Below are 23,296 nucleotides of genomic sequence, written 5' to 3'. Positions count from 1 at the left end.
TCGGGTCAGCGCCTGCTGACCGATTGTGCTGATAAAACTAGTGGAACATGGCGCTAACGGATTCTTCGTTACTGACGCGGCGAATCGCTTCGGCAATCAGGCCGGCGACAGAGAGCTGGCGAATCTTGCCACTGCGCCGTGCATGTTCTGCCAGCGGAATGGTGTCGGTCACCACCAGTTCATCAAGATTCGAATCGGCGATATTGTCTACGGCCGGCCCTGACAGGATGGCGTGGGTAGAGTAGGCCAGTACGCGGCGTGCGCCGTGGGCCTTGAGTGCTTCGGCTGCCTTGCAGAGTGTGCCAGCGGTATCTACCAGATCATCGACCAGTACACAGGTCCGATCCTTGATGTCACCGATGATGTGCATCACCTGGGCCTGATTGGCCTGAGGGCGACGCTTGTCGATAATGGCGAGATCGGCATTGAGCTGCTTGGCAATGGCTCGAGCACGAACCACACCGCCTACATCGGGCGAGACAATAACGACATCGTCGTAGTTCTGCCGTTCGATATCGTCGAGCAGGATCGGCGAACCATAGACGTTGTCAACGGGTACGTCGAAGAAGCCCTGGATCTGATCGGCATGAAGGTCCATGGTCATCACCCGGTCAACGCCGGCCTTGACCATGATATCGGCAACAACCTTGGCGGAAATCGGTACACGAGCGGATCGCACGCGGCGGTCCTGGCGGGCATAACCGAAGTAGGGGACGACAGCCGTAATACGTGTCGCCGAGGCCCGGCGCAGAGCATCAACCATCAGGATCAGCTCCATCAGGTTGTCATTGGTGGGGGCGCAGGTTGACTGCAGGATGAAGACATCCTTGCCGCGGACGTTTTCATTGATCTCGACGGCGATCTCTCCATCGCTGAACTGGCCGACCGTGGCGTGCCCAAGCCGGTTGTCGAGGCATTCGGCGACCTTACGGGCCAGCTCGGGGTTGGCGTTCCCCGCAAAGACCATCAGTTTAGACACGCGCTTCCACCTTACGGACGCTTGTGGGATATCGAGGCGGTTGACGACCCGGTCGGGTACTCGTCGACACGAAGAATATGGCTGGGGTACCAGGATTCGAACCTGGGAATGCCGGTACCAGAAACCGGTGCCTTACCACTTGGCTATACCCCAGTGACGATTGACCAGGCTTGAATGCCATAGTCATTCTACTTCAGAGCGGCATGAAGGGGAGAGATGTTACACCCCTGCGCTACAAATGTCTGCCACTGTGGATACTTTCGATCGGTTGCCTGCATGATCCGCAGAGCCTTTTCACGATCGGACAGTGGGCAGAATACGCAGGATCCCGTTCCCGTCATCATGGCAGATCCAAAGTGCTTCAGCCAATCTATGGCTTCACCGATGCAGGGTTGCAAGCTACGAGCGACCTGCTCGCAGTCATTGTGTCCTCCCTGCAGGGCGCGCGCCATACTAATAGAGGGGGTCTGGCGTGTCAATTCAGGGTGATTGAACAGAGCGCCGGTCGAAACACTGACCCCGGGGTGAATGACGACAAACCAGGGCCTGTCCAGAGGGGCGGGTTGCAGCCGCTCCCCGATACCTTCTCCCCATGCGGCAAAGCCTCGTATGAAGACCGGCACATCCGCGCCCAGCTCGAGCCCGATTGCAGCCAACCGATCTTCTCCCAGATCAAGGTGCCAGAGGCGGTCGAGCGCCAGCAGGGTGGTCGCCGCATCCGAGCTGCCGCCGCCCAGGCCGCCCCCCTGGGGCAGGCGTTTTTCGAGAGTGATATCGACGCCGCATGAACGTTCGCTCAGAGACTGCAGCCGGCGAGCCGCGCGAACGATCAGATTGTCATCATGGCCGATACCCGCTACCTCGGTATGGAGCCTTGTCTGACCGTCACTTCGAGGCAGGAAATGCAGCGTGTCACCGTATTCAAGGAACTGAAAAAGCGTTTGCAGTTCGTGATAGCCATCTGCACGTCGCCCGGTGATGTGAAGCATGCGATTGAGTTTCGCCGGAGCTGGCAGAATCAGCGCATTGTTCATTTGGCAGATGGACTAGGTTGCCACTGATTAAGTACCAGCACCGAATGCAGCTCGCCATAATCCATGATCAGCCGGCGGGGGAGCCAGAGACCGTCGGCGCGGGTCCAGTCCCGATACTGAATGGTCCAGCCATTCTGGTGCATGACCTCGGGAAAACCGGTGTCATCACGATTGACCCGGTGAGGCGTGCCGGGTGCAGGTAGCCCCCGGATCCAGTAGTCGAGTGCCGAAACCGGGAGGGACCAGCCCATGCGGTCCTCCATCAGCGCCTCTGGTGTCGCCGCGCGGAAGGTACCGTCGCCATTGGTCAGCGTGACGCTGCGGCTATTGCCTTCCAGGGTGTTACGCCCTGCGCCAAAGGGGCCGCTGACCATGATTCGATAGTGATCAGGAGTTCGTTGCCAGTCGAGGTTGGCACTTTCGCTGTCTTCGGGGGTTCGTATGGCGACCTTGCCTGCAATATCCCAGCGACTCAGCGTTGTCAGTCGTTCATGCTGGCTTTTCCAGTCTCCGGGCTTGCGAGCCATGTCAGGTTGTGGGGGTTGACCGGCACAGCCGGCAAGCAGCACAACGAACAGAAAGGTCACCCACAGATGGGCAAGGTGGCGATTAGTGGGCCGGGAAAGGGTCACTTGCATCATGAAGATGGGTTCTCTGTCTCGGATGTCGATGGGTGGGTCGTCGATTCAAGACCGGGATAGCGTTCCAGTAATCGGTCAAGTTCGGGATGGTGATCAAGGCGTTCGAGCATTTCACTGACCAGCTGCCGGGCCTGGTCGTGCTGTTGGTTTCGCCAGAGGGCTTCGACGAAGTGGGCACCGATTTCTGCATCGGGCTGGGCCTGCCAGGCGAGATTCAGCCAATGCGAGGCCTTGTCGAACTGGCCCAGCTTGAACCAGGCCCACCCGAGGCTATCGAGAATCGCGGGGTTGTCGGGCGCCAGACGATGGGCGTGCTGAATCATGTCCAGGGCTTCCCGATAGCGATGGGTGTGCTCGAGCAGGGTGTAGCCATAGGCATTGAGGACAATCGCGTCATCGGGGTCGCGTTCGAGCAGGGTTTTCATATCCTGCTCCATGGCGCTCAGGTCTTGCGAGTTCAGTGACCGAATGGCCCGCATGAACAGTAGTGCGTCATTATCGGGCGCACTTTGAGCAATGGCGTGATCCAGTATCCGATCGGCGCGCTGTGACTGACCGCTGCTGTCCAGCAGTGAGAGTTCCAGCTCCAGCAGCTCCGCGTTCTGCTCCGGGTAACGATTGCGGTCCTGATCGAGCATATGTATCGCTTCTTCGAGACGTTGATGCTCGACCAGTAGATGTGCAGCGCGTGCCCGGGCACCAGGAAAGTGCTCGCCAGGGGGGACTTGCTCGTAGAAGTATACCGCCTGGTCTGTCTGGCCACGACGTTCAGCCGTCAGGGCAGCAAGCAACAGCGCCTCGGGTACTGGCTTTTCCTGTTCGAGCAGTGGTGCAAGGACACGCTCGGCTTGCGCTTCTGCATGATGCTGCAGATAAAGCCGCGCCAATGAGAGGCGAAGGTTACTGTTGTCGGGCATGCGATTCAGCAGATGGTCAAACTGCTGCTCGGCTTGTTCAGACCGGCCGAGAGCGAGATACGCCTGGGCCATTGCCAGCAGAAAACGGGCATCACCGGGCGCCAGCCGATGGCCGTGCTGTGCTGCTTTCAGTCCATCCTGAAAGTGCTGCCGTGCCATGGCGACCTGGCTGCGGGCGAGCCACAGGGAAGGCGTGTTGCTGAAGCGTTGCGCGACCCCATCAAGAGTAGTGTCGGCAGTGTCGAATTCTCCCTGCCGTGCGTACAGCAGTGCTGCGGCAATTGACGCGGCAGGCTGGTTGGGGTGGTTGACGGCATGCGCTTGCAGACGTTCGAGCATGGCAGAGATATCCGCCCCGGCATCGGCAGCTTCCTGAACGAAAGCTTCCAGTTCGGCATCACCGCCACGCGCATCAATTGCCAGCAGCTGTGTCAGGGCCTGCTGCCAGTCTCCGTTTGCGGCAGCTCGCTCGGCCAGCAATTGGCGAGGCTCCTGCGCATCGGGTTGCAGGTGACTCCAGAGCAGCGCTGAACGGGTTAATAACTCATCGTCCCTGGCCAGTTGGGCTGCGAGCGTTGCTCGGCTGGCCAGCGCCGATGAATGATAGCGCTCTCCCTGTGACAGATAGCCGCGGGCTGCGCGAGTAAAGTCGCCCCGGTGGCCGGCAAACTCGGCTTCGAGCAGGGCCGCCAGACCTTGAGCGTCCAGGCCCCTCTTGATGGCCGGTGCGCGGGATAGCGGATCTTCGCTGAACGGCCTGGGAGTGGGAGACGACTGACAGCCGGCGAGTGCGCCCGAACCCATCAGAATCGCCACCATTAAAAAGAATAATGAGCGTGGGCGCATGCCATCCTCTTCAATACGGGCAGACATCAGCATAACCTCTGCGCCGTGTGGGGCAACATCCCCATGACAGGAACGGTTATGTTAGGATGTCGATCAGTAATCCGCGAGGGTGAATGCCTGATCCGTACGTCATTGCACGCCGACAGGGAGTTCGATCGTCTTTCCATCCTGACCGATACAGAGAAAGACGCGTACCTCCGTTGGCTTTTACGGCTGATGCATCCTCGCGGCAGAGGACCCTGACAGGCACTGTCGGTAGAGCATCCGAACAGGATGTGCCGGTGGTGTCGGCATTCTCCGAACAGTTTCGGATACACGTTTCTGACACGGAATCACGATGCTTCTTGTACTCGGCATCAATCACACGACTGCTGAAATTGCCGTACGTGAGCAGGTTGCCTTCGGCTCGGCTCAGCTCGGTGTAGCGCTTGATGAATTGCGTTCGCTACCGAGCGTGCTCGAGGCTTCGATCCTTTCTACCTGCAATCGTACCGAACTCTACTGTGTCTTGCATGGTGGCAGCGAGCAGACCGTGCTCGACTGGCTGGCCGGCTTTCATCGCCTGCCCATCGAGGCCCTGCGAGAGTGTACCTATCATTATCGTGAGGGGGAGGCTGCGCGCCACATGATGCGCGTCGCCTGTGGGCTGGATTCGATGGTGCTGGGTGAGCCACAGATCCTTGGTCAGCTCAAAGAGGCCTATCATCGTGCACGTGAGCAGCAGAGTCTGGGAAGCGATCTGGAGCGGCTTTTCCAGCATACCTTTGCAGTGGCCAAGCAGGTGCGCAGTGAGACCGGTATCGGTGAGAATCCCGTTTCGGTCGCTTATGCGGCGGTCAATCTGGCCGGGCGTATCTTTGATGATATCCGTCGTTCACGCGCCTTGCTGATCGGCGCCGGCGAAACCATCGAGCTGGTTGCGCGCCATCTGAAAAAGGCCGGTATCCAGGGCATCATCGTCGCCAATCGAACTCGCGAGCGCGCCCAGGCACTGGCTGATGAAGTCGATGGTGTGGCTATCGGTCTCGATGAGCTGCAGTCAGCGCTGGTCTGTGCTGACGTCGTTATCTCCTCGACCGGCAGTCCCATGCCGATGCTGGGCAAGGGAATGGTCGAGACGGCGCTCAAGGCGCGCAAGCATCGTCCCGTTTTCATGGTCGATATTGCTGTACCTCGTGATATCGAGCCTCAGGTAGGCGAGCTCGATGATATCTTCCTCTATACCATCGATGATCTTAATGAAGTGATCAGCGAGAATCGGCGCTCACGCGAAAGCGCAGCGGCGCAGGCAGAGGAAATTATCGTTTCCAATGTTTCAGCCTGGCAGCACGAGCGTCGCATTCGCGGTGCCGGTGATCTGATTCGGCGTCATCGGCAGCAGGCCGAGGGCGTGCGCGAGGAAGCAGAAGCTCAGGCGCTGGCTCAGCTGGCTCAGGGACAGGATCCGGAAACGGTAATACGACGACTCTCGCAGCAGCTTACCAATCGGCTGTTGCATGGCACCACTCTTCGCTTGCGTGAAGCCTCCGGCGCACAGCGGCAGGATCTGGTTGCTGCTGCAGAAGAACTTCTGCTCGACGCGCCGACACCAGCGCTGGAATCCGAGCGGACACCATCATGAAGGCGTCGTTGCGACAAAAGCTCGATGGGTTTCGGGAACGTTTCGAGGAACTCTCGGCGTTGCTTTCCGAACCGGATGTCATCGGAGATCAGAAGCGTTTTCGAGATTATTCACGCGAATACGCTGATCTCGAGGAGTTGGTCGAAAGCTGGGATCGCTACCGTCAGGTAGAGGCGGATCGCGATACAGCAGAGCAGATGCGTCATGATGGTGATCCTGATATGCGTGCCATGGCCGAGGAGGAACTGGCCGAGGCCGAGGACACACTCGAGCGCCTGGAAGGCGAACTCAAGCGGTTACTGGTACCGAAGGACCCCGATGATTCACGCAGTATCTTTCTGGAGGTTCGTGCCGGTACCGGCGGTGATGAAGCGGCGCTGTTCGCTGGTGACCTGTTTCGCATGTATACCCGATATGCTGAATCCATGGGCTGGCGGATCGAGACCATCAGTGCCAGTCACGGCGAACATGGCGGTTTTCGCGAGGTGATTGCCCGGGTGGCCGGCAATGGCGTCTACGGTCGCCTCAAGTTCGAGTCCGGTGTGCACCGCGTGCAGCGTGTGCCGGCGACCGAATCGCAGGGGCGCATTCACACCTCGGCCTGTACCGTGGCCATTCTGCCTGAAGCCGATGAGGTAGGTGAGGTCGAACTCGACAGCAACGATCTGCGCGTCGATACCTTTCGTGCCAGCGGGGCGGGTGGTCAGCACGTCAATACGACCGATTCGGCCATACGGATTACTCACCTACCCACAGGTCTGGTGGTGGAGTGTCAGGACGAGCGCAGTCAGCACAAGAATCGTGCGCGGGCGATGGCGTTTCTGGCCGCACGGCTCAAGCAGAAGGCCGTGGACAGTCAGCGCCAGCAGCAGGCCGACGCTCGACGCTCGCTGGTCGGGTCGGGTGATCGCAGCGAGCGAATCCGTACTTATAATTTCCCGCAGGGGCGAGTGACCGATCATCGCATCAACCTGACCCTTTACAAGCTTTCCGAGGTCATGACGGGTGCACTCGATGATGTCATCGATCCACTGGTTCACGAATATCAGGCCGAACAGTTGGCGGCGCTCTCTTCGGCTGAAGCCAGTACGGTCTGAAGGACGCAATGATAACCATCGACCACTGGCTTGTACGAGCTGCCTGTCAGCTTCAGGGGGGGAGTGATACTCCTCGGCTGGACGCCGAATTGTTGCTGGCGCATGCCTGCGGACGGGATCGTACCTGGCTCTACACCTGGGGCGATCGCACACTTGATACCTTGCAGCAGGCTGCCTTCGAACAGCTGCTGGCAGCCCGAACGGCAGGGCAGCCGATTGCCTACCTGCTTGGACGGCGCGAGTTTCATGGCCTTGAGCTGAAACTCTCCCCGGCGGCTCTGATCCCTCGCCCGGATACCGAGCTGCTGGTCGACCAGGCGCTGGCACTGATGCCGGCCGAGGCAGGGGGGGATGTGCTGGACCTGGGGACTGGCAGCGGTGCCATTGTGCTGGCTTTGGCTTCAGCCCGACGTCAATGGCGATTTACCGGTGTGGACCTGAGTGCCGAGGCGCTTGAGCTGGCTGAATACAATGCCCGCTCTCTCGGGGTTTCCAATGTCACTTTCTGTCAGAGCGATTATTTTGAGGCACTGGCAGGAGAGCGCTACGGTGTCATCGTATCCAACCCCCCCTATCTGAGTGACAGCGATCCCCATCTGACGCGTGGTGACCTGCGTTTTGAGCCACGTTCGGCACTGGTGGCTGCGGAGGATGGCATGGCAGACCTGTCGCGCCTGATTCGTCAGGCACCCGCGCATCTGTTGCCCGGCGGCTATCTGTTACTGGAGCATGGCCTGAATCAGGGGGCGATGGTGCGAGCACTGTTCGAGCAGGCAGGATACGACATGATTACCACCCATGATGATCTGGGTGGGCGTCCCAGGGTGAGTCTGGGACGCTATCAGACTGCAGAAGATCATGACCCCACGATGACCGGCCGAGGGATGGAGAGATCAGCATGACCGGCAAGCAGCGCGCCAGAACCCTGGACCGCATTGATCTTGATATCCTGCGCTGTCTGCAGGAAAACGCACGCATCTCCTATGTCGATCTCGCCGCTCGAGTAGGGCTTTCGACCACGCCCTGCCTTGAACGGGTACGACGACTTGAACGCACTGGAGTTATCCGGGGCTATCGGGCACTGCTTGATCCGAAAGCCCTGCGTTCGAATCTTATGGTCTTCATCGAGATCAGTCTGGAAAATCAGTCGCCGACCGCCTTTGACGAGTTTCGTCAGGCGGTATTACAGCTACCGCAGATACGTGAGTGCCATCTGGTTTCGGGGCAGTTCGACTATATTCTCAAGTGCCGGATCCCCGAGATGTCGGCCTACCGTCAGTTGCTGGGCGATGTGGTATTACGGCTGCCTGGCGTCAAGGAATCGAAAAGTTACGTCGTCATGGAAGAGGTCAAGGAAGACTTCTCGTTACACGTACCTGATCCTGATGAGCTGAATGAACCCGACCCCTGAACGCTTCTGGCTGTTCTCTGGCCAGGGCGGGAGCTTCCGCAAATGATCGAAACCTTCAGTGATGAGCAGCTGCTCCGCTACAGCCGTCAGATCATGCTGCCGGAGCTGGATTACGCGGGGCAGTTGCGCCTGCAGCAGGGCCATGCCCTGATCATCGGACTGGGCGGACTGGGATCACCCGCGTCACTGTATCTGGCAGCCGCCGGTATTGGACAATTGACCCTTGCCGATCACGATCGGGTTGATCTTTCCAATCTTCAGCGACAGATCGCTCATGGCGAGACTGATATCGATACACCCAAGGCGGCGTCGGCCGCTCGGCGAATTGCGACCATCAACCACGACTGTCAAACCCGGGTGATCGAGCAACAGTTGGCCGATGCGGCATTGCTGGAAGCGGTCGCAGAGGCAGACGTGGTCCTTGACTGTACCGACCGTTTCTCCAGCCGCTTTGCCATCAATCGAGCCTGTGTCGCGACGCAGACGCCGCTGGTATCGGGTGCGGCCATACGTTTCTCGGGACAGTTGGCTGTGTTTGATCTACGCCGTGAGGAGGCGCCCTGTTACGCCTGTCTCTATGGGGAAAACGGGAGCGATGACGATGAGTTGCGTTGCGCTGAAAATGGTGTCGTTTCGCCTTTGGTGGGTATTATCGGCGCCTTCCAGGCACTGGAGGCGCTCAAGCTGATTGGCAGGGTCGGCAAAGCGCATGAGGGGCTGGCAACGTTCGATGGCTTGCAGGGTGAATGGCGTCGCCTTGGCGTCCGTCGAGACCCGAACTGTCCGGTGTGCGCTGATCGATGGGTAGCTGCACTCAGCGACTGATGCGCTCAGGGATGCCGAGCCGACATTACGGTTGCTTGCCGTAATCTTCATGATATTGGCTGAATGGAGAGTCGGATGACGTCAGCGGAAAGCAGCTACTATCGTGACACCATTGCCGTGACGCTACGGGCATCATCGCCACTGGCAGGTGAACGGCGCGTGGATGTTTGCGTGATCGGCGGTGGGGTCACGGGCTGCTCCGCGGCATTGCATCTTGCTGAACGCGGCTACCGGGTCGCTCTGCTGGAAGCCGGACCGATCGGGTTTGGCGCCTCCGGACGCAGTGGGGGACAGATCCTGCCCGGACTGGGCACCGACATGCACACCATCGAGAAACAGCTGGGCCTCGAGGATGCGCGTGCCATCTGGGAACTCAGCCGTGAAGCCGTCGCTCTGACCGCCGAACTGATTGAACGACACCACATTCCCTGCGATTTCACCCGGGGTTATCTCCACGCTGCCATTAAACCGCGTCATGTGCGCGAGATGCGCCGTTGGCAGGACACCATGGCACAGCGTTATGACTATCATGGTCTGGAGTGGCTGGAACCTGAGCGTTTTCGTGAGCGCGTGGTGTCACAAGCCTATCTGGGTGGGCTGGATGATACCGAAGGGGCGCATCTGCATCCTCTCAATTATACCCTGGGGCTGGCACGGGCCGCCGAGCAGGCGGGGGCCGAGCTCTATCCCTGGAGTCGGGTGACGAAGCTTGAAGCGGGCTCACCTGCACGTGTGACGACTCCGGAAGGTGAAATACAGGCTGATCATGTCGTGGTGGCGGCCAATGCCTATCTTGGTCGGTTGCTGCCCGAGCTCGAAACCCGAATCATGCCGGTAGCCAACTATATTATTGCTACCGAGCCATTGAGCGAGACGCAGACCCGGGAACTGTTGCCTCGCAACGATGCGGTGTCCGACGCCAACTTTGTGCTCGATTATTATCGTCTCTCCGCTGATCGACGTTTGCTGTATGGTGGCCAGGTCAGTTACACCGGCCGTGAGCCGAGAGGGCTGCGTAGACACATGGAGCTGAAAATGGCGCAGCTGTTCCCTGTGTTGCGCGACGTGAGCATCGACTATCGCTGGGGCGGTTCGGTGGCCATTACCCGTAATCGAGCCCCGCATTTCGGGCGACTGCAGGGCAATATCCTGTTCGTACAGGGATATTCGGGTCATGGCATGGCGTTGGCAGGTCTGTCGGGTAAACTGTTGGCCGAGGCGATCGCCGGTCAGGCCGAGCGTTTTGATCTGTTTGCGCGCCTCAGACATGCCCGCTTTCCCGGTGGCGCCTATTTACGTACGCCGCTGCTGGTAATGGCGACCTCGTTGCTGAAATTGCGTGATCAACTGTGACGGCTGGCCCAGCCTGTCCGCGTGATGATGTATGACTCTGGGAGACGCTGACATGACGCAGTCCACCGCACAGTCGGACATGCCTGACCGTGTGGCGAGCGCCGACACGGCCCATGAGGGGGCGCCGCGTGAGGCCTCGTCGATTTCCCTGCGTCGCCTCAAGAAGAGCTTTGGCGTTGACGCTGTCGCACTTGCCGGCGTGGATCTCGATATTCGTCCGGGAGAATTTTTCACTCTGCTGGGGCCGTCAGGGTGTGGCAAAACCACCTTGCTGCGCCTGCTGGCAGGTCTGGAACTGGCCGATGATGGTCACGTCGAGATCGGTGGTCGGGATGTCACCGAAGTGCCTCCCCACAAACGCAGCGTCAATACTGTCTTTCAGTCCTATGCCCTGTTCACGCACCTGTCGGTGCGTGACAACATCGCCTTTGGTTTGAAAATGCGTGGCGTTGGTAACAGCGAACGCCAGCGGCGAGTAGGGGAGATTGCCGATTTCATCAAGCTTGGTGGCCTGATCGATCGCCGCGTCGATCAGCTCAGTGGTGGCCAGCGGCAGCGTATTGCCCTTGCGCGGGCACTGGTATGTGAGCCTGATGTGCTGCTGCTCGATGAGCCGCTGTCAGCACTCGATGCCGGTTTGCGCAGTCAGCTTCAGGTCGAGTTGCAGCGTATTCAGAAGCGCCTCGGCATGACCTTCGTGTTCGTCACTCATGATCAGCAGGAAGCCATGGTCATGTCCGATCGCATCGCTGTGCTCAATGATGGCTGCATCCAGCAGATCGGTTCACCACGGGAAATCTATGAAAAGCCTGTCAATCGCTTTGTGGCTTCCTTCATGGGACATGAGAACCTGTTCGATATCGAATCCCGTGAGGGGGAGTACATTCGTACCGCCGCGCTGGGGTGGCTGAAGGTCGAGGCGCATAACGAGGGGGAACTGGTCATGATCCGTCCCGAAGCGCTGGAACTGGGTAGTGAAGTGTCTTCCGAATTCAATCGTTTCGAAGGCGAGGTACGCGAATTCTTTTACCGGGGCAGTCATATTGAATATCGCCTGGACGTCAATGGCATGCGCATGACAGCACTGAGCAGTAATCAGGGGCAGCGTCTGTTTCAGGTCGGCGATCGCGTACCCATGTGCGTCTGGCCCGAAGACCTGGTTACTCTGGCACGTTAAAGGAAAGGCCGATGTCACAGGTTTCCTCTTCCGATACCGTGCGTCTGTGGCGTGAGACCCGTCATCTGTTGTGGACGACGCTGCCGGCCTCGCTCTGGATCATCATCTTTCTGATCCTGCCGAGTCTTTACCTGGTGTCCATGGCCTTCATGACCAATGGCGCCTACGGTCAGCCGCAGCTGCCCTTGTCACTGGATGCGTTTCGGCAGCTGGCCGGCTTCGGTTTTCTCGGCTGGAGTCCGGGTAATCTCTACACGCTACTGCGATCTCTGTGGCAGACCGTACTCTCTACGGCCATGGTCGTGGTACTGGCCTATCCACTGGCGTATTACATCACCACCTGTCGTGAGAAACTGCGGCCCATCATGCTGTTGGCGGTGGTCGTACCCTCATGGACCAACCAGGTCATCCGCGCCTTTGGCTGGATGAACCTACTGGCGCCGGATACTTGGTTGTCCGATGTTGCCGCCGAGCTGGGCTTCATTCCCGAACATCTGGGACTGTTTCCTTCTGCCTTCGCCGTCACCCTGGGGCTTATCTACAACTTTCTGCCTTTCATGGTATTGCCGCTCTATGCGGCTTTCGAGAAGCTCGATGTTTCACTGGTAGAGGCCGCTCGGGATCTCTATGCCTCACCGGTTCGAGCCTTTTTCGCGGCAGTCTTCCCGCAGACGCTTCCGGGCCTGCTGGCAGGTATTGTACTGGTGGCCATCCCTGCCTTTGGCATGTATGTCATCCCCGAGCTGCTGGGGGGCGGGCGTTCGATGATGATTGGCAACCTGGTCGCGGCGCAATTTGCCGAAGGCTCCAACTGGCCCCTGGGAGCGGCGGGTTCGATCCTGATGCTCATCGCGACCCTGGTGGGGATCGTTCTGTTGCGTCGGCTGGGACGCCGTTTCGGCGGCGGCGAGGAGGTGGTGATATGAGCGCCCGGGGGATTCGCAGACCACTGGCCGTACTGTGGTGGGTCGTCATGGTCTTCCTCTACCTCCCGCTCGGGGTGGTCGTGCTGTACTCCTTCAACTCGGTCAACAGCGCGGCGAACTTCGCCCACTTTTCCCTGCGCTGGTATCACCGGCTGTTCAACAATCCGCAGATCATCGATGCCTTCTGGCACAGTATTCTGCTGGCATTGATCTCTTCGGTGATTGCCGTGCTCCTGGGAACGCTGATCGGTTATGGCATGTATCGCCATCGCGGGCGCCGTCGGCTGGGCTGGATCATCGCCCTGATTTATCTGCCGATCGTGATGCCGGATATCGTCTTCGGTATCTCGGAGATGACCTTCTTCGTGCGTTTCAATCAACTGACCGGTCTACTCAGCCCGGGGCTGGGGACCATGATTATCGCCCATGTCACCTTCGAGATCCCCTTTGTAGCGCTGATTCTCTACTCCCGGTTCGTGGGCATGGATCCAACGCTGTTCGATGCCAGTCGTGACCTCTATGCCGGGCCGGTTAAACGCACCTGTCATTTCATCATCCCGGCCATCAAGCCCGCGTTGATCTCGGCGTTCTTTCTCTCCTTCACGCTGTCGATCGACGATTTCGTGATCAGCTTTTTTACCTCTGGTCCGGAGAGCACCACACTGCCGATCTACATCTGGGGCGCCATTCGCAAGGGGGTATCGCCCGAGATCAATGCCATTGCCACACTGATGATTGGTGCGGTAGCGGTTGCCGCACTACTGAGTCTGGCGCTCTCCTGGCGGCGTTCGTCGCAGCGGCAGTAGAAGGGGCCATTCATCCCATGACATCCAACACCAATACCAACGCAGGGAGATCACTGACATGAGCATGGCCAACAAGCGAAGGGCAGCAGCGCTGCTGGCGCTGGGGATTGGGAGCGCGCTGTTGACGTTCACGGCTCAGGCGGCAGAAAAGAAGCTGTATCTGTTCAACTGGACCCAGTACATGGACCCCGACATCATCAGCGAATTCGAGCAGCGTTATGATGTTGATGTGGTCCAGAGCTACTTCGGCTCGCTGGCCGAGATGTACGCCAAGCTGCAGGCTGGTGGCGATAGCCAGTATGATGTGATCGTGCCTTCGAATTACTTCATCCCCCGCCTGATCCAGTCCGGCCTGGTACAGAAGCTCGACAAGTCGCAGATTCCCAATCTCGATAATGTTCTTGCGCGTTTTCAGAATCCGGCATATGACCCCCAGGCGCAGTACAGCGTGCCTTATCAGTGGGGAACGACCGGGCTCGTCTACAATACCGAGACCTTTCCCGATGCCCCGCAGAGCTGGTCACTATTGTTTGATGCTGATGTGAATCCCTCCCAGCCCTTTTCAATGATGACGGATGGGCAGGTCATGATGGGCGCGGCCTGTGCCTGGCAGGGTCAGGGTTACGATTGCACCGACCGGCAGGCCTGGGTGGATGCCGCGAAGCTGTTGTTGAAAACCAAGGGGCGGCGCAATTTTACCGGCTTTGCCGATGGGACGCCGGTATTGCAGCAGCTCGAACGTGGCGTTTCTCAGGTCGGGCTGACCTATAATGGCGATTATCTGCTGAACAAGTCGGAAAATCCCGAGGCGTATGAGCATCTGAAGTTCATGCTGCCAAAAGAGGGGTCGGAGCTTTGGGTCGATGCCATGATGATTCCGGCCAGAGCGCCACATCCGGAGCTGGCCCACAAGTTCATCAATTTCATTCTGGATGCAAAAATCGGCGCTCAGCTATCGAATTACAATCGATATTCGACCCCCAACAAGGCTGCCATTCCCTATCTGGATGAAGATCTGCAGGGACCGCCGGCACAGCCGACGAAAGAGCAGATGGCCGAGCTCAAATTCACCCCCAGTCTTGATGGGCAGAAACTGCAGACTTTCCAGCAGATCTGGAATGAGGTGAAGTCGCGCTGAATGGGGCGCCGTGACGCAGGTCCCGGCACCGTCGGTCAGCTTCCCCATACGATGGGCTCGGGTGTGGACCAGCGATTTGTCCGCGCCCGGGGCTTACCCGGGGATTCGGGGACGTCGCATCAGGAGCCGTTATGACGGTGACACGTAAAGGCGTTGACATGAACGCCTGGTTCAACGAGCACGGTATTACCGAGGTCGAGTGTCTGGTCAGTGATCTGACCGGCATTCTCAAGGGCAAGATCATGCCGGCTGCCAAGTATCTGCATGGCGGGCGGCCACGGCTCCCGGACTCCATCTTCATTCAGACCGTCACCGGCGGTTATCCGGAAGATGATGAGCTGCGCTTCTGGAATCCGGCTGAGCTCGACATGCAACTGGTGGCCGATCAGGCGGCGGTCTATACCGTCCCCTGGGCGGAGGATTCAACGGCCCAGATCATTCATGACTGCTACTACATGAATGGTGAACCGGTCGAAGTGGCCCCCCGTTACGTTCTCAAGCGGGTGCTGGAACTCTATGCGGCGCGTGGCTGGCGGGCCGTGGTGGCACCCGAGGTAGAGTTCTATCTGGTCAAGACCAATGTCGATTCGGACTATCCGCTGGAACCTCCGGTCGGACGCTCGGGACGACAGGAAAGCGGTCGCCAGTCCTACAGCATCGACGCCGTCAATGAATTCGATCCCGTTTTCGAGGAGATGTACGACTTCTGCGAGGCCGAGCAGCTCGATATCGATACCCTGATTCATGAAGAGGGCGCCGGGCAGATGGAGGTCAACTTCCAGCACGGGGACCCGCTGGCGCTGGCCGATCAGGTCGTGATCTTCAAGCGTACCCTGCGTGAAACCGCGCTGCGACACGGCATGTATGCCACCTTCATGGCCAAGCCGATGGCCAATGAGCCCGGCAGTGCCATGCATATTCATCAGAGCCTCTGGGACAGTGAAGGCAAGCGCAATCTGTTTGCTGACGAGGGAGGCGAGCCCAGCAAGCTGTTTCTGAACTATGTAGGGGGGCTGCAGCAGTACATGCCGGCGGCCATGCCCTTCTTTGCCCCCAACATCAATTCCTATCGGCGTCTGATGCCGAGTCAGAGCAGTGGTTCGGCACCCGTCAATGTCGAATGGGGGTTCGATAATCGAACCGCCGGACTGAGAGTACCCGTTGGTTCGGCACAAAGCATGCGGGTGGAAAACCGTTTACCCGGGGCCGATGCCAATCCCTATCTGGTCATGGCGGCGTCGCTGGCCTGTGGTTATCTCGGCATGATGACCCGGGCCGATGCACGTCCGCCGCTGTCCGGATCAGCATGGGCGTCGGGATTCACTCTGCCCAATGACGTAGGCCCGGCGTTATCGTTGCTGGGTGAGTGCGAGGCCCTGGCCGATGTATTGGGTGAGCGATTTGTCAAAAGCTACCTGGCGGTCAAGCGTGCCGAACATCAGGCCTATTTCAGGGTTATCAGTTCGTGGGAACGGGAGCATCTGTTGCTGCGAGTCTAGCATTGGTCACACGGCGGGAACTCACAACAATACCTGTCACAGGATGCCCCTCGTCGGGGCCTGGGGAGAAAAGCATGCAGCATCCGATAGGCCGGGTTTTCATGGCAGTAACGCTGCTGGCGGTCAGTGCCATGGTGCAGGCAGCTGACAAGCTCTACCTGTTCAACTGGGCCGACTACATGCCGCCCGATGTCATTCGGGATTTTGAGCAGCAATACGATGTTGATGTTGTGCAGAGTTACTACAGCTCCAATGCCGAGATGCTGGCCAAGCTGCGCTCGGGTGGCGATCGTCAGTACGATGTCGTGTTTCCCACCGACTATTTCGTGACCCGTCTGATCCGTGCCGATCTGCTTCAGCCGCTGGGCGAGGGGATTACCGGACGCGGCCATCTCTTTGATGAGTTTCGCGATCCTTCCTATGACCCCGGTGCCCGCTATAGTGTGCCCTATCAGTGGGGTGATACCGGTATCGTCTATAACACCAGGACGATGCCGAATCTGCCGCACAGCTGGGATGCGCTCTATGACCCCGAGGTCAATCCCGATCAGCCCTTTGCCCTGCTCAAGGGGGATGGTCAGTTCAGTCTGGCGACTCTCTGTGCCTGGCAGGGGCATGGTTTCGACTGTACCGAGCGCGATCAGTGGGTGGCCGCTGCGAAGGCGGCGCGCTCGACCATGGATCGGCCCAATTTCAGTGGTTTCGTCAACGGTCTGGCCGCCATCGACCAGGTGGCCCGCGGGATCATCCAGGTAGGTATTGCCTACAATGGCGATTATGTACATAAGGTTGCCACGGGGGGAGAAGCCTATCAGAAGGTAGGGTTCTTCGTGCCCGAAGAGGGCTCCCAGCGCTGGGTGGACAGTATGGTTATTCCGAAGCATGCGCCACATCCCGAGCTGGCACGGCAGTTCATCAGCTATCTGTTACAGCCGGGCATCGCTGCCCGCATTTCAAACTATACCGGTTACACCACACCCAATCGGGATGCGTTATCGAAGCTGAACGCCACATTGCGTGAACCACCTGCCTTGCCGAATGAGGCGACACGTCAGCGGCTGAGCGTAACGCCAGCGCTTTCCGGTGAGGATCTGCAGTTTGTTCAGCAGCTCTGGACCGAAGTACGCAGCCGCTAGCATTGGTATCAGTGTTCATCATGGTTTGTGAACGGAAGCATCATGGCTCAGGCAGCAGATAACGGCCATACCGGTTCCTGGTATGCCGCCTCGATGAATGATCGCAATGAGCGCCCGGCGCTCAGCGGCACGACCAGCGCGGATGTTTGCGTGATCGGCGCCGGCTTTACCGGGATCTCTGCGGCCCTGCATCTGGCCGAGCAGGGCTACCGGGTGGTGGTGCTTGAAGCGGTACGGATCGGCTACGGTGCCTCGGGGCGCAACGGCGGGCAGATCGTCAACAGTTACAGCCGCGACATGGATGTGATCGAGGCGCGTTACGGCGTGGAGACCGCGCAAGCGCTGGGCGATATGGCGTTTGAAGGTAATCGCATCATTCGCGAACGTATCGAGCAGTACGCCATCGAGTGCGATCTGAAGGACGGCAATCTGTTTGCCGCTTGCAATGAGCGCCAGTTCGAGGCGCTACGCGAGCATCAGCAGCTTTGGGAGCGTTACGGTCATGGTCGGCTCGAACTGCTGGGTCCGGACGAATACCGTCGCGAAATTGGCTCGAACCGCTACTGCGGTGCACTGCTCGATTACAGCGGTGGACACCTGCATCCGCTCAATCTGGTGCAGGGCCAGGCGAGGGCGCTGGAGTCGCTGGGCGGGAGGATTTTTGAGCATTCGCCAATGACCGAGCTGGGCCACGGTCAACCCGCGGTGGTGCGCACCCCTGCAGGTGATGTGCATGCCGAGCGGGTAGTGATTGCCGGTAACGCTTACCTCGGTCAGCATCCGGGACAGCGCAGTGTGTCCGAATTGCTGCAGCGCAGCATGCCCTGCAGTACTCAGGTCATCGCGACCGAGCCGCTTGATGAGTCCCGTGCACGAGCATTATTGCCGACCGACCGTTGCGTCGAGGATTGCAATTATCTGCTGGATTATTATCGACTCTCGCGTGAACGTCGATTGATCTATGGCGGTGGGGTCAGCTACGGCGGGCGTGACCCGGCGAGCATCGAAGCCGCCATTCGACCCAAGCTGCTCAAAACCTTTCCGGATTTACACGATGTTCGCATCGATCATGCCTGGAGTGGCACCTTTCTGATGACGCTTAACCGGCTGCCCCAGTTCGGCCGACTTAACGATAATGTCTACTATGCGCAGGGCTATTCCGGTCACGGAGTGACCTGTTCTCATCTTGCGGGGCGGCTGATTGGAGAGGTCATTCGTGGCGAAGGTGCGCGCTTCGATGCCTTTGCCGGGATTCCTCACCTGCCTTTCCCCGGTGGGCGACGCTTTGCGGTACCGCTGTCGGCGCTGGGGGCCTGGTATTACGCACTGCGTGACCGGCTGGGCATGTAGCAGCCTGGTTGCACACGGCCGGAGTTGTGTCATGACATCATCATGCTATTGTCATGAATTCCTGCTGAAACCGGAAGCTCATGACCACTTCGGTATTTCTCGCCGTTCTGATCGCAGCCGCTCTGCATGCCGGCTGGAATGTACTGGTACGCGTCAATCTCGATCGCCTGTTGGCTGTAACCCTGATCCAGATCGGCTCAGGGGTACTGGCGCTTGCCGGACTGGCGTTCGTGCCTGTGCCAGCCTTCGCTGCCTGGCCCTGGATCACGCTCTCGGCGCTCATGCATATCGGCTACAACGTCTATCTGGCGCGCGCCTATCGCATTGGCGATCTGGGGCAGGTCTATCCCATTGCACGTGGTGCAGCGCCATTGCTGGTGACGCTGGTCAGTGCACTGTGGCCTGGTGAACCGCTGACGCTGGGGGAGGTGACCGGCGTGCTGGTGCTGGTAGGTGGGATTGTCACCATGGCGTTCGTCGGTGGGCGACATGGTGCGGCACGTATTGATCGCCGCTCGGTTGGATGTGCTCTGATGACCTCCTGTTTCATTGCCGCCTATACCCTGAGTGATGGCGTCGGCGCCCGCGCCAATGGTGATGCGCTGAGCTATACATTGTGGCTTTTTGCGGTTAATGGGCTGGTGATGGGCGGCGTGCTCTGGAAGTTGCGCGGTCGACATGCGCTGGCCACTCTGGGTGGCTACTGGCGTGTTGGGCTGGGTGGCGGGGCGATGTCGCTGCTGGCTTATGGTATTGCCATCTGGGCGATGAGCAGGGCACCGATAGCGCTGGTGGCGGCGCTACGTGAATCCAGCGTGCTGTTTGCGCTACTGATGGCCACGCTGTGGTTGAAAGAGCCGCTTGGTCGCGGGCGGCTGATGGCCGCCGCCATGATTTTTGTCGGCATTGCAGTAATGCGACTGAACTGAAGCGCTCGTTGTTCAGACCGTACGCAGATACCACTCGTACTCCAGCGCACTGACTGCCTGGCGTGCCTGAGCGCGCTCAGCTTCACGATTGGTCAGATAAACATGGTGGAACTGTTCACCCATCGCTTCACGTAGAACAGTGCTGCTTGCCCAGGTATCGAGTGCCTTGCCCCAGCTGTCCGGCAAACCGGGAGGGACACTGGTATAGGCATTGCCTTCGATGGGGGCAGGGGGCGTCAGCTCATGATGAATACCGTATTCAATGGAGGCCAGCAGGACGGCCATCAGCAGATACACATTGACGTCGGCACCGGCGACGCGATGTTCGAGTCGTTTGGCAGCGGGTGGTCCGGCCGGTATTCGCACCGCTACCGAGCGATTGTCAAAACCCCAGGTTGGCGCCATGGGGACGTAAAGCTCAGGTTGAAAGCGTCGGTAGGAGTTCAGGTTGGGTGCCAGAATCGCCATGGATTCCGGCATCAGTTCGAGCATACCGGCCGCAGCCTGATGCAGTAGTTGACTGCCCAGCGGAGCATCGCCATCCGCCATCAGGTTGTTGCCGACACTGTCGATCAGGCTGATATGCACATGGGTCCCGCTGCCGGCTTCTTCTCCCCAGGGCTTGGCCATGAAGGTGGACTCGAAGCCATGATTGATCGCAACCCCCTTGATCAGTCGCTTGAGCATGACGGCATCATCACAGGCACGCAGGGCATTGTCGCCGTGCAGCAGATTGATCTCGAATTGTCCGGGGGCGCACTCCTTGAGTGCGGTATCCAGTGGTAGCGCCTGCGCCCGGGCCGCGCTGGCGATATCCTCGAGAAAAGCCTGATATTCATCGAGTTCGGAGATCGAGTAGAGCTGACTCTGGCGTGCCCGTTCACCAGTGAGTGGTGAACAGGGGGGGAGTGGCATACCGTGCTCGTCGCGCTGCAGATCGATCAGGTAAAACTCCAGCTCCAGCGCGACGACCGGCCGTATACCGCGTGCAAGAAAACGTGTCAGTACCCGGTTCAGTACTTGACGGGGATCGGCCTCGAAAGGGGAGCCGTCGGTATCGAGCATGGTCATCAGCAATTGGCCGGTGGGCGTGCGCTGCCAGGGCGCCAGGGTCAGCGTGCCGGGCACGGGGACGCAGCGCCGATCGCCATCGCCGGTTTCCAGACCCAGTCCGGTCTCCTCGATGGTATTACCGGAGATATCCAGTGCAAACAGCGAGGCTGGTAGATGAATACCTTCCTGCCAGGCCTTTTGCAGATTGTCTCTGGGGATGCGCTTGCCCCGAATCACGCCATTGAGATCGCTGATCAGGAGATCGATATGAGTGGCATCAGGATGAGCCGCGAGAAAGCGGGTCGCTTCATCGTCGGGCATGTCGTCAACCATGGGAATTGATCCTGTTGCCTATCCATGGCTACCGGAATGATACGCCATGCTGATGGGGGTGAAGATGAAGCACAAAGCGTCCTGTGCCCAGGCGAGCGACGCTCTGTCAGTCGTTTCCATTCAAGAGGAATCGCCCTGGGTTGGCAAGGGGAAGGTGCTGTGCCATGCCGCGCGCAAAAATGGTCCCGAGGGCAGGCTGCGCATGATGGCAAGGGTATCGCGCCAGTGTGGGACGCCGGCCAGAAAGCGAACCACGGAGGTTGCCGGTACCCGGGCAAACAGCTGACGATAAAACTCGGGGGCTTCATCGGGATGTTGCCCGATGGCCGTCATGTAGACCCGGTCAAGGCGTTCCAGCCATGGTCGACGCCGAGGTGGGCAGGGCGGCTTGCCGGCCAGCAGGGCAGCGTTGCAATCATCGGCCCAGCGCTGAATGGCATGAAAGGCATAGCCGGTGGCTGCGCGCATTGAGCCGGCATAGGCTCCTGCTACCACGCGGTTGCCGTGAGATGTTGCTGCCGGGGGGGCCATTGGCAGGGAACCCATCTCTTCGCGCAGAATGCGATAGCCTTCGGGCAATCGGGTATCAAGATGCTCGATCAGTGCCTGGCGCAGGGTATGGGGATTGGAGGCTGGACGACCGAAGCGGGTCCATTCGAACAGGGCACGACCGGGGGCATGGGGAAGGCGATAAATGAAATCCAGCTGATCCCGGGTAGCGACGCGAAAATCCATCAGATCCGGGGGAGACGTGTCATCGATGGCCTCGGCCTCGATCTCCAGTCCGGCGAAGTCCTGCCATGCCCAGGGCGCGACCAGACGCTCGGGCCGTGGCAGGGTATCCACCACATGGCGAGCATGGATTCGCTGTCCGCTCTCCAGGGTAACTTGTACCCCATCGGTATGATCCTCGAGGGCACTTACTCGCTGCCCACGCCAGAGAGCAATCTCGTGACTGGCGTCAATGGCTGCCAGGGTGCGTTCGTAGAACGCTGCCGAATGGAGCATTTCATAAGGCCAGGGGCTTCCAGTTACATGCTGGCTGCCTCGGTCGGTGTGAATCCACCAGCTCTTCCAGCGTGCGGCTACCAGATCGCTGAATGGATGGGGGGTCAGCGCCCAGCCGCACCAGGTCCGGTCATCGCTATAGGTCTGACGTGGTTCGATAATGATGGTTCGAGGTGACCTGCGACTGCGTGCCAGACGGTAAGCGAGGCTCAACCCGGCACATCCTCCCCCGAGGATCAGCAGTGGAACGGAAGACTCCTGTTCGTTTTGGCGTGGCTTCATGATGATTCGGATAAACCGGCATCGGCTCCCGGACGATGCGCAATGTGACGGTGCAGTGCGGCATCGTGGCGAGCGCGCCCTGGCGCATGAATCTCGCCCTGGCCTGCCAGGGTCCGGGTCGCCAGCCACAGCTTGCCCCGCATAGGCACGAACACCCGGCCTTCATGCCAGGCATGATTCGAGCGGGCCAGACGCCGGCCAATGCCACGATAAACCTCCGCGGCGACCCGGATGGCACGTCGATTACGGCGCGGGATATAGCGAAAGCCATCGGCGGCACTGACATAGTACGTTTCCGACAGCTTGAGCAGCCGCTCGACTGCAGCTGCCACCGGTGCGTGATCCTCCTGATGGGAGGTGGCCAGTTGCGTGGCACTGCGATGATCGATCCATTCACCGGGTAGATAGCGCCGGCCCTGAGCAGCATCTTCGAGCACGTCGCGTGCAATGTTCGTCATCTGCATCGCGATACCCAGGTCGACGGCATACGCACTGGCTTCGGGGCGCGCGCCAATAACGGCACACATCATGACGCCGACCGTGCCGGCTACGCCATAGCAGTAGTCGATCAATTCGGCTTCCGTTTCGATCATGGCGGGCTGATCGACATCACGGATCAGCGCATCGATCATTGCCGTGGCGGCATCAAGATCGACCCCGCGCCGCGCCGAAAGATCGAGCAGGTTGAGGCTTGATGGGTCGTGCCCCCGACGGGCCTGAATTTCACGGCGGATATTGATCAGGCGGTCACGAGCGCGTTCATTCTGGTACTGATCGGGCAGCTCCTGATCGGCAAGATCATCGAGTTCGCGACAGGCCATATAAAGTCGCGCTGCATCATCGGCGTCGCGGCGCTCCATGAAGCGGCTGGCGAACCAGAAGGACTTGCCGTGTAATGCCAGGGTCTGTCGAGCCGGATCCATGAATTGTCCTGT

The 23,296-nt window shown here is 59.3% G+C and carries 21 protein-coding genes and 1 tRNA gene; 14 read left to right on the top strand and 8 right to left on the bottom strand.

Features of this window, described 5'->3' with window-relative positions:
• Positions 1 to 37: 37 nt before the first annotated feature.
• From FY550_RS10310 to FY550_RS10290, 5 genes are all read right to left on the bottom strand, one after another.
• Entirely contained in the window at positions 38 to 979 is a 942-nt protein-coding gene (locus FY550_RS10310; protein WP_199287797.1) for a ribose-phosphate pyrophosphokinase, read from the bottom strand.
• 78 nt (positions 980 to 1,057) lie between these two features.
• A tRNA-Gln gene (locus FY550_RS10305) sits at positions 1,058 to 1,132 on the bottom strand.
• A gap of 35 nt (positions 1,133 to 1,167) precedes the next feature.
• A complete protein-coding gene (gene ispE, locus FY550_RS10300; protein ID WP_070977823.1) occupies positions 1,168 to 2,013 on the bottom strand; it encodes a 4-(cytidine 5'-diphospho)-2-C-methyl-D-erythritol kinase in 846 nt (281 codons plus the stop codon).
• Positions 2,010 to 2,654: a lipoprotein insertase outer membrane protein LolB gene (gene lolB / locus FY550_RS10295; protein WP_325062960.1), complete on the bottom strand. Its 645-nt coding sequence runs from the start codon at positions 2,652 to 2,654 to the stop codon at positions 2,010 to 2,012. The genes ispE and lolB overlap by 4 nt, the downstream gene beginning before the upstream one ends.
• Positions 2,651 to 4,444 (bottom strand): tetratricopeptide repeat protein, encoded by a 1,794-nt coding sequence (locus FY550_RS10290; RefSeq protein ID WP_168169304.1) that lies wholly within the window; start codon positions 4,442 to 4,444, stop codon positions 2,651 to 2,653. Before FY550_RS10290 ends, lolB begins: the two co-directional genes overlap by 4 nt.
• Positions 4,445 to 4,754: 310 nt before the next feature.
• Here FY550_RS10290 and hemA point away from each other — a divergent pair, with 310 nt between their 5' ends.
• From hemA to FY550_RS10220, 14 genes are all read left to right on the top strand, one after another.
• Complete coding sequence (gene hemA, locus FY550_RS10285; protein WP_070977822.1) at positions 4,755 to 6,038, top strand: glutamyl-tRNA reductase; 1,284 nt, start codon at positions 4,755 to 4,757, stop codon at positions 6,036 to 6,038.
• Positions 6,035 to 7,135 carry a peptide chain release factor 1 gene (prfA, locus tag FY550_RS10280; protein ID WP_149054511.1) on the top strand — a complete coding sequence of 367 codons (1,101 nt, stop codon included), beginning with the start codon at positions 6,035 to 6,037 and terminating at the stop codon, positions 7,133 to 7,135. Before hemA ends, prfA begins: the two co-directional genes overlap by 4 nt.
• Before the next feature lie 8 nt (positions 7,136 to 7,143).
• The gene (prmC, locus tag FY550_RS10275; RefSeq protein WP_325062959.1) at positions 7,144 to 8,037 is read left to right on the top strand and encodes a peptide chain release factor N(5)-glutamine methyltransferase; all 894 of its coding nucleotides are present in this window, start codon (positions 7,144 to 7,146) and stop codon (positions 8,035 to 8,037) included.
• Complete coding sequence (locus FY550_RS10270; protein WP_070977820.1) at positions 8,034 to 8,546, top strand: Lrp/AsnC ligand binding domain-containing protein; 513 nt, start codon at positions 8,034 to 8,036, stop codon at positions 8,544 to 8,546. Before prmC ends, FY550_RS10270 begins: the two co-directional genes overlap by 4 nt.
• A 42-nt stretch (positions 8,547 to 8,588) precedes the next feature.
• Entirely contained in the window at positions 8,589 to 9,371 is a 783-nt protein-coding gene (locus tag FY550_RS10265) for a HesA/MoeB/ThiF family protein (RefSeq protein WP_149054510.1), read from the top strand.
• A gap of 75 nt (positions 9,372 to 9,446) precedes the next feature.
• Complete coding sequence (locus tag FY550_RS10260) at positions 9,447 to 10,724, top strand: NAD(P)/FAD-dependent oxidoreductase (protein ID WP_084388042.1); 1,278 nt, start codon at positions 9,447 to 9,449, stop codon at positions 10,722 to 10,724.
• A 52-nt stretch (positions 10,725 to 10,776) separates the two neighbouring features.
• Positions 10,777 to 11,901, top strand: a complete 1,125-nt coding sequence (locus tag FY550_RS10255) for an ABC transporter ATP-binding protein (RefSeq protein WP_084388041.1) — start codon at positions 10,777 to 10,779, stop codon at positions 11,899 to 11,901.
• A gap of 11 nt (positions 11,902 to 11,912) precedes the next feature.
• On the top strand, positions 11,913 to 12,827 hold the full coding sequence (locus FY550_RS10250; RefSeq protein WP_070977818.1) for an ABC transporter permease: 915 nt from the start codon (positions 11,913 to 11,915) through the stop codon (positions 12,825 to 12,827).
• Positions 12,824 to 13,633 carry an ABC transporter permease gene (locus tag FY550_RS10245; protein ID WP_084388040.1) on the top strand — a complete coding sequence of 270 codons (810 nt, stop codon included), beginning with the start codon at positions 12,824 to 12,826 and terminating at the stop codon, positions 13,631 to 13,633. Before FY550_RS10250 ends, FY550_RS10245 begins: the two co-directional genes overlap by 4 nt.
• A 58-nt stretch (positions 13,634 to 13,691) precedes the next feature.
• Complete coding sequence (locus tag FY550_RS10240) at positions 13,692 to 14,771, top strand: ABC transporter substrate-binding protein (RefSeq protein ID WP_070977817.1); 1,080 nt, start codon at positions 13,692 to 13,694, stop codon at positions 14,769 to 14,771.
• Between the two features lie 131 nt (positions 14,772 to 14,902).
• The gene (locus FY550_RS10235) at positions 14,903 to 16,270 is read left to right on the top strand and encodes a glutamine synthetase family protein (RefSeq protein WP_070977816.1); all 1,368 of its coding nucleotides are present in this window, start codon (positions 14,903 to 14,905) and stop codon (positions 16,268 to 16,270) included.
• 74 nt (positions 16,271 to 16,344) lie between these two features.
• Positions 16,345 to 17,406, top strand: a complete 1,062-nt coding sequence (locus FY550_RS10230) for an ABC transporter substrate-binding protein (RefSeq protein ID WP_070977815.1) — start codon at positions 16,345 to 16,347, stop codon at positions 17,404 to 17,406.
• Between the two features lie 42 nt (positions 17,407 to 17,448).
• Positions 17,449 to 18,756, top strand: a complete 1,308-nt coding sequence (locus FY550_RS10225; RefSeq protein ID WP_070977814.1) for an NAD(P)/FAD-dependent oxidoreductase — start codon at positions 17,449 to 17,451, stop codon at positions 18,754 to 18,756.
• Positions 18,757 to 18,836: 80 nt separating this feature from the next.
• Entirely contained in the window at positions 18,837 to 19,685 is an 849-nt protein-coding gene (locus FY550_RS10220; protein ID WP_070977813.1) for an EamA family transporter, read from the top strand.
• A gap of 12 nt (positions 19,686 to 19,697) precedes the next feature.
• On the opposite strand, the gene FY550_RS10215 is transcribed toward FY550_RS10220, so the two are convergent.
• The 3 genes from FY550_RS10215 to FY550_RS10205 all read right to left on the bottom strand — a co-directional run bounded on the left by FY550_RS10215 (position 19,698) and on the right by FY550_RS10205 (position 23,284).
• Positions 19,698 to 21,071 (bottom strand): glutamine synthetase family protein, encoded by a 1,374-nt coding sequence (locus FY550_RS10215; RefSeq protein WP_233350196.1) that lies wholly within the window; start codon positions 21,069 to 21,071, stop codon positions 19,698 to 19,700.
• Positions 21,072 to 21,191: 120 nt separating this feature from the next.
• Positions 21,192 to 22,361, bottom strand: coding sequence for a lycopene cyclase family protein (locus tag FY550_RS10210; RefSeq protein ID WP_149054509.1), 1,170 nt, complete (start codon positions 22,359 to 22,361; stop codon positions 21,192 to 21,194).
• On the bottom strand, positions 22,358 to 23,284 hold the full coding sequence (locus FY550_RS10205) for a phytoene/squalene synthase family protein (RefSeq protein WP_070977811.1): 927 nt from the start codon (positions 23,282 to 23,284) through the stop codon (positions 22,358 to 22,360). Before FY550_RS10205 ends, FY550_RS10210 begins: the two co-directional genes overlap by 4 nt.
• Between the last annotated feature and the right edge of the window lie 12 nt (positions 23,285 to 23,296).

Origin of the sequence: Kushneria phosphatilytica, assembly GCF_008247605.1 — a bacterium.
Classification (GTDB): Bacteria; Pseudomonadota; Gammaproteobacteria; order Pseudomonadales; family Halomonadaceae; genus Kushneria; species Kushneria phosphatilytica.
The sequence above is the reverse complement of the archived record's forward strand: the minus strand, read 5'-3'. Positions and strand labels throughout refer to the sequence as shown.

Coding starts and splice junctions, on each gene's coding strand:
- ispE (WP_070977823.1), bottom strand. CDS start 2,013: ATGAACAATGCGCTGATTCTGCCAGCTCCGGCGAAACTCAATCGCATG.
- lolB (WP_325062960.1), bottom strand. CDS start 2,654: ATGATGCAAGTGACCCTTTCCCGGCCCACTAATCGCCACCTTGCCCAT.
- FY550_RS10290 (WP_168169304.1), bottom strand. CDS start 4,444: ATGTCTGCCCGTATTGAAGAGGATGGCATGCGCCCACGCTCATTATTC.
- hemA (WP_070977822.1), top strand. CDS start 4,755: ATGCTTCTTGTACTCGGCATCAATCACACGACTGCTGAAATTGCCGTA.
- prfA (WP_149054511.1), top strand. CDS start 6,035: ATGAAGGCGTCGTTGCGACAAAAGCTCGATGGGTTTCGGGAACGTTTC.
- prmC (WP_325062959.1), top strand. CDS start 7,144: ATGATAACCATCGACCACTGGCTTGTACGAGCTGCCTGTCAGCTTCAG.
- FY550_RS10270 (WP_070977820.1), top strand. CDS start 8,034: ATGACCGGCAAGCAGCGCGCCAGAACCCTGGACCGCATTGATCTTGAT.
- FY550_RS10265 (WP_149054510.1), top strand. CDS start 8,589: ATGATCGAAACCTTCAGTGATGAGCAGCTGCTCCGCTACAGCCGTCAG.
- FY550_RS10260 (WP_084388042.1), top strand. CDS start 9,447: ATGACGTCAGCGGAAAGCAGCTACTATCGTGACACCATTGCCGTGACG.
- FY550_RS10255 (WP_084388041.1), top strand. CDS start 10,777: ATGACGCAGTCCACCGCACAGTCGGACATGCCTGACCGTGTGGCGAGC.
- FY550_RS10250 (WP_070977818.1), top strand. CDS start 11,913: ATGTCACAGGTTTCCTCTTCCGATACCGTGCGTCTGTGGCGTGAGACC.
- FY550_RS10245 (WP_084388040.1), top strand. CDS start 12,824: ATGAGCGCCCGGGGGATTCGCAGACCACTGGCCGTACTGTGGTGGGTC.
- FY550_RS10240 (WP_070977817.1), top strand. CDS start 13,692: ATGAGCATGGCCAACAAGCGAAGGGCAGCAGCGCTGCTGGCGCTGGGG.
- FY550_RS10235 (WP_070977816.1), top strand. CDS start 14,903: ATGACGGTGACACGTAAAGGCGTTGACATGAACGCCTGGTTCAACGAG.
- FY550_RS10230 (WP_070977815.1), top strand. CDS start 16,345: ATGCAGCATCCGATAGGCCGGGTTTTCATGGCAGTAACGCTGCTGGCG.
- FY550_RS10225 (WP_070977814.1), top strand. CDS start 17,449: ATGGCTCAGGCAGCAGATAACGGCCATACCGGTTCCTGGTATGCCGCC.
- FY550_RS10220 (WP_070977813.1), top strand. CDS start 18,837: ATGACCACTTCGGTATTTCTCGCCGTTCTGATCGCAGCCGCTCTGCAT.
- FY550_RS10215 (WP_233350196.1), bottom strand. CDS start 21,071: ATGGTTGACGACATGCCCGACGATGAAGCGACCCGCTTTCTCGCGGCT.
- FY550_RS10210 (WP_149054509.1), bottom strand. CDS start 22,361: ATGAAGCCACGCCAAAACGAACAGGAGTCTTCCGTTCCACTGCTGATC.
- FY550_RS10205 (WP_070977811.1), bottom strand. CDS start 23,284: ATGGATCCGGCTCGACAGACCCTGGCATTACACGGCAAGTCCTTCTGG.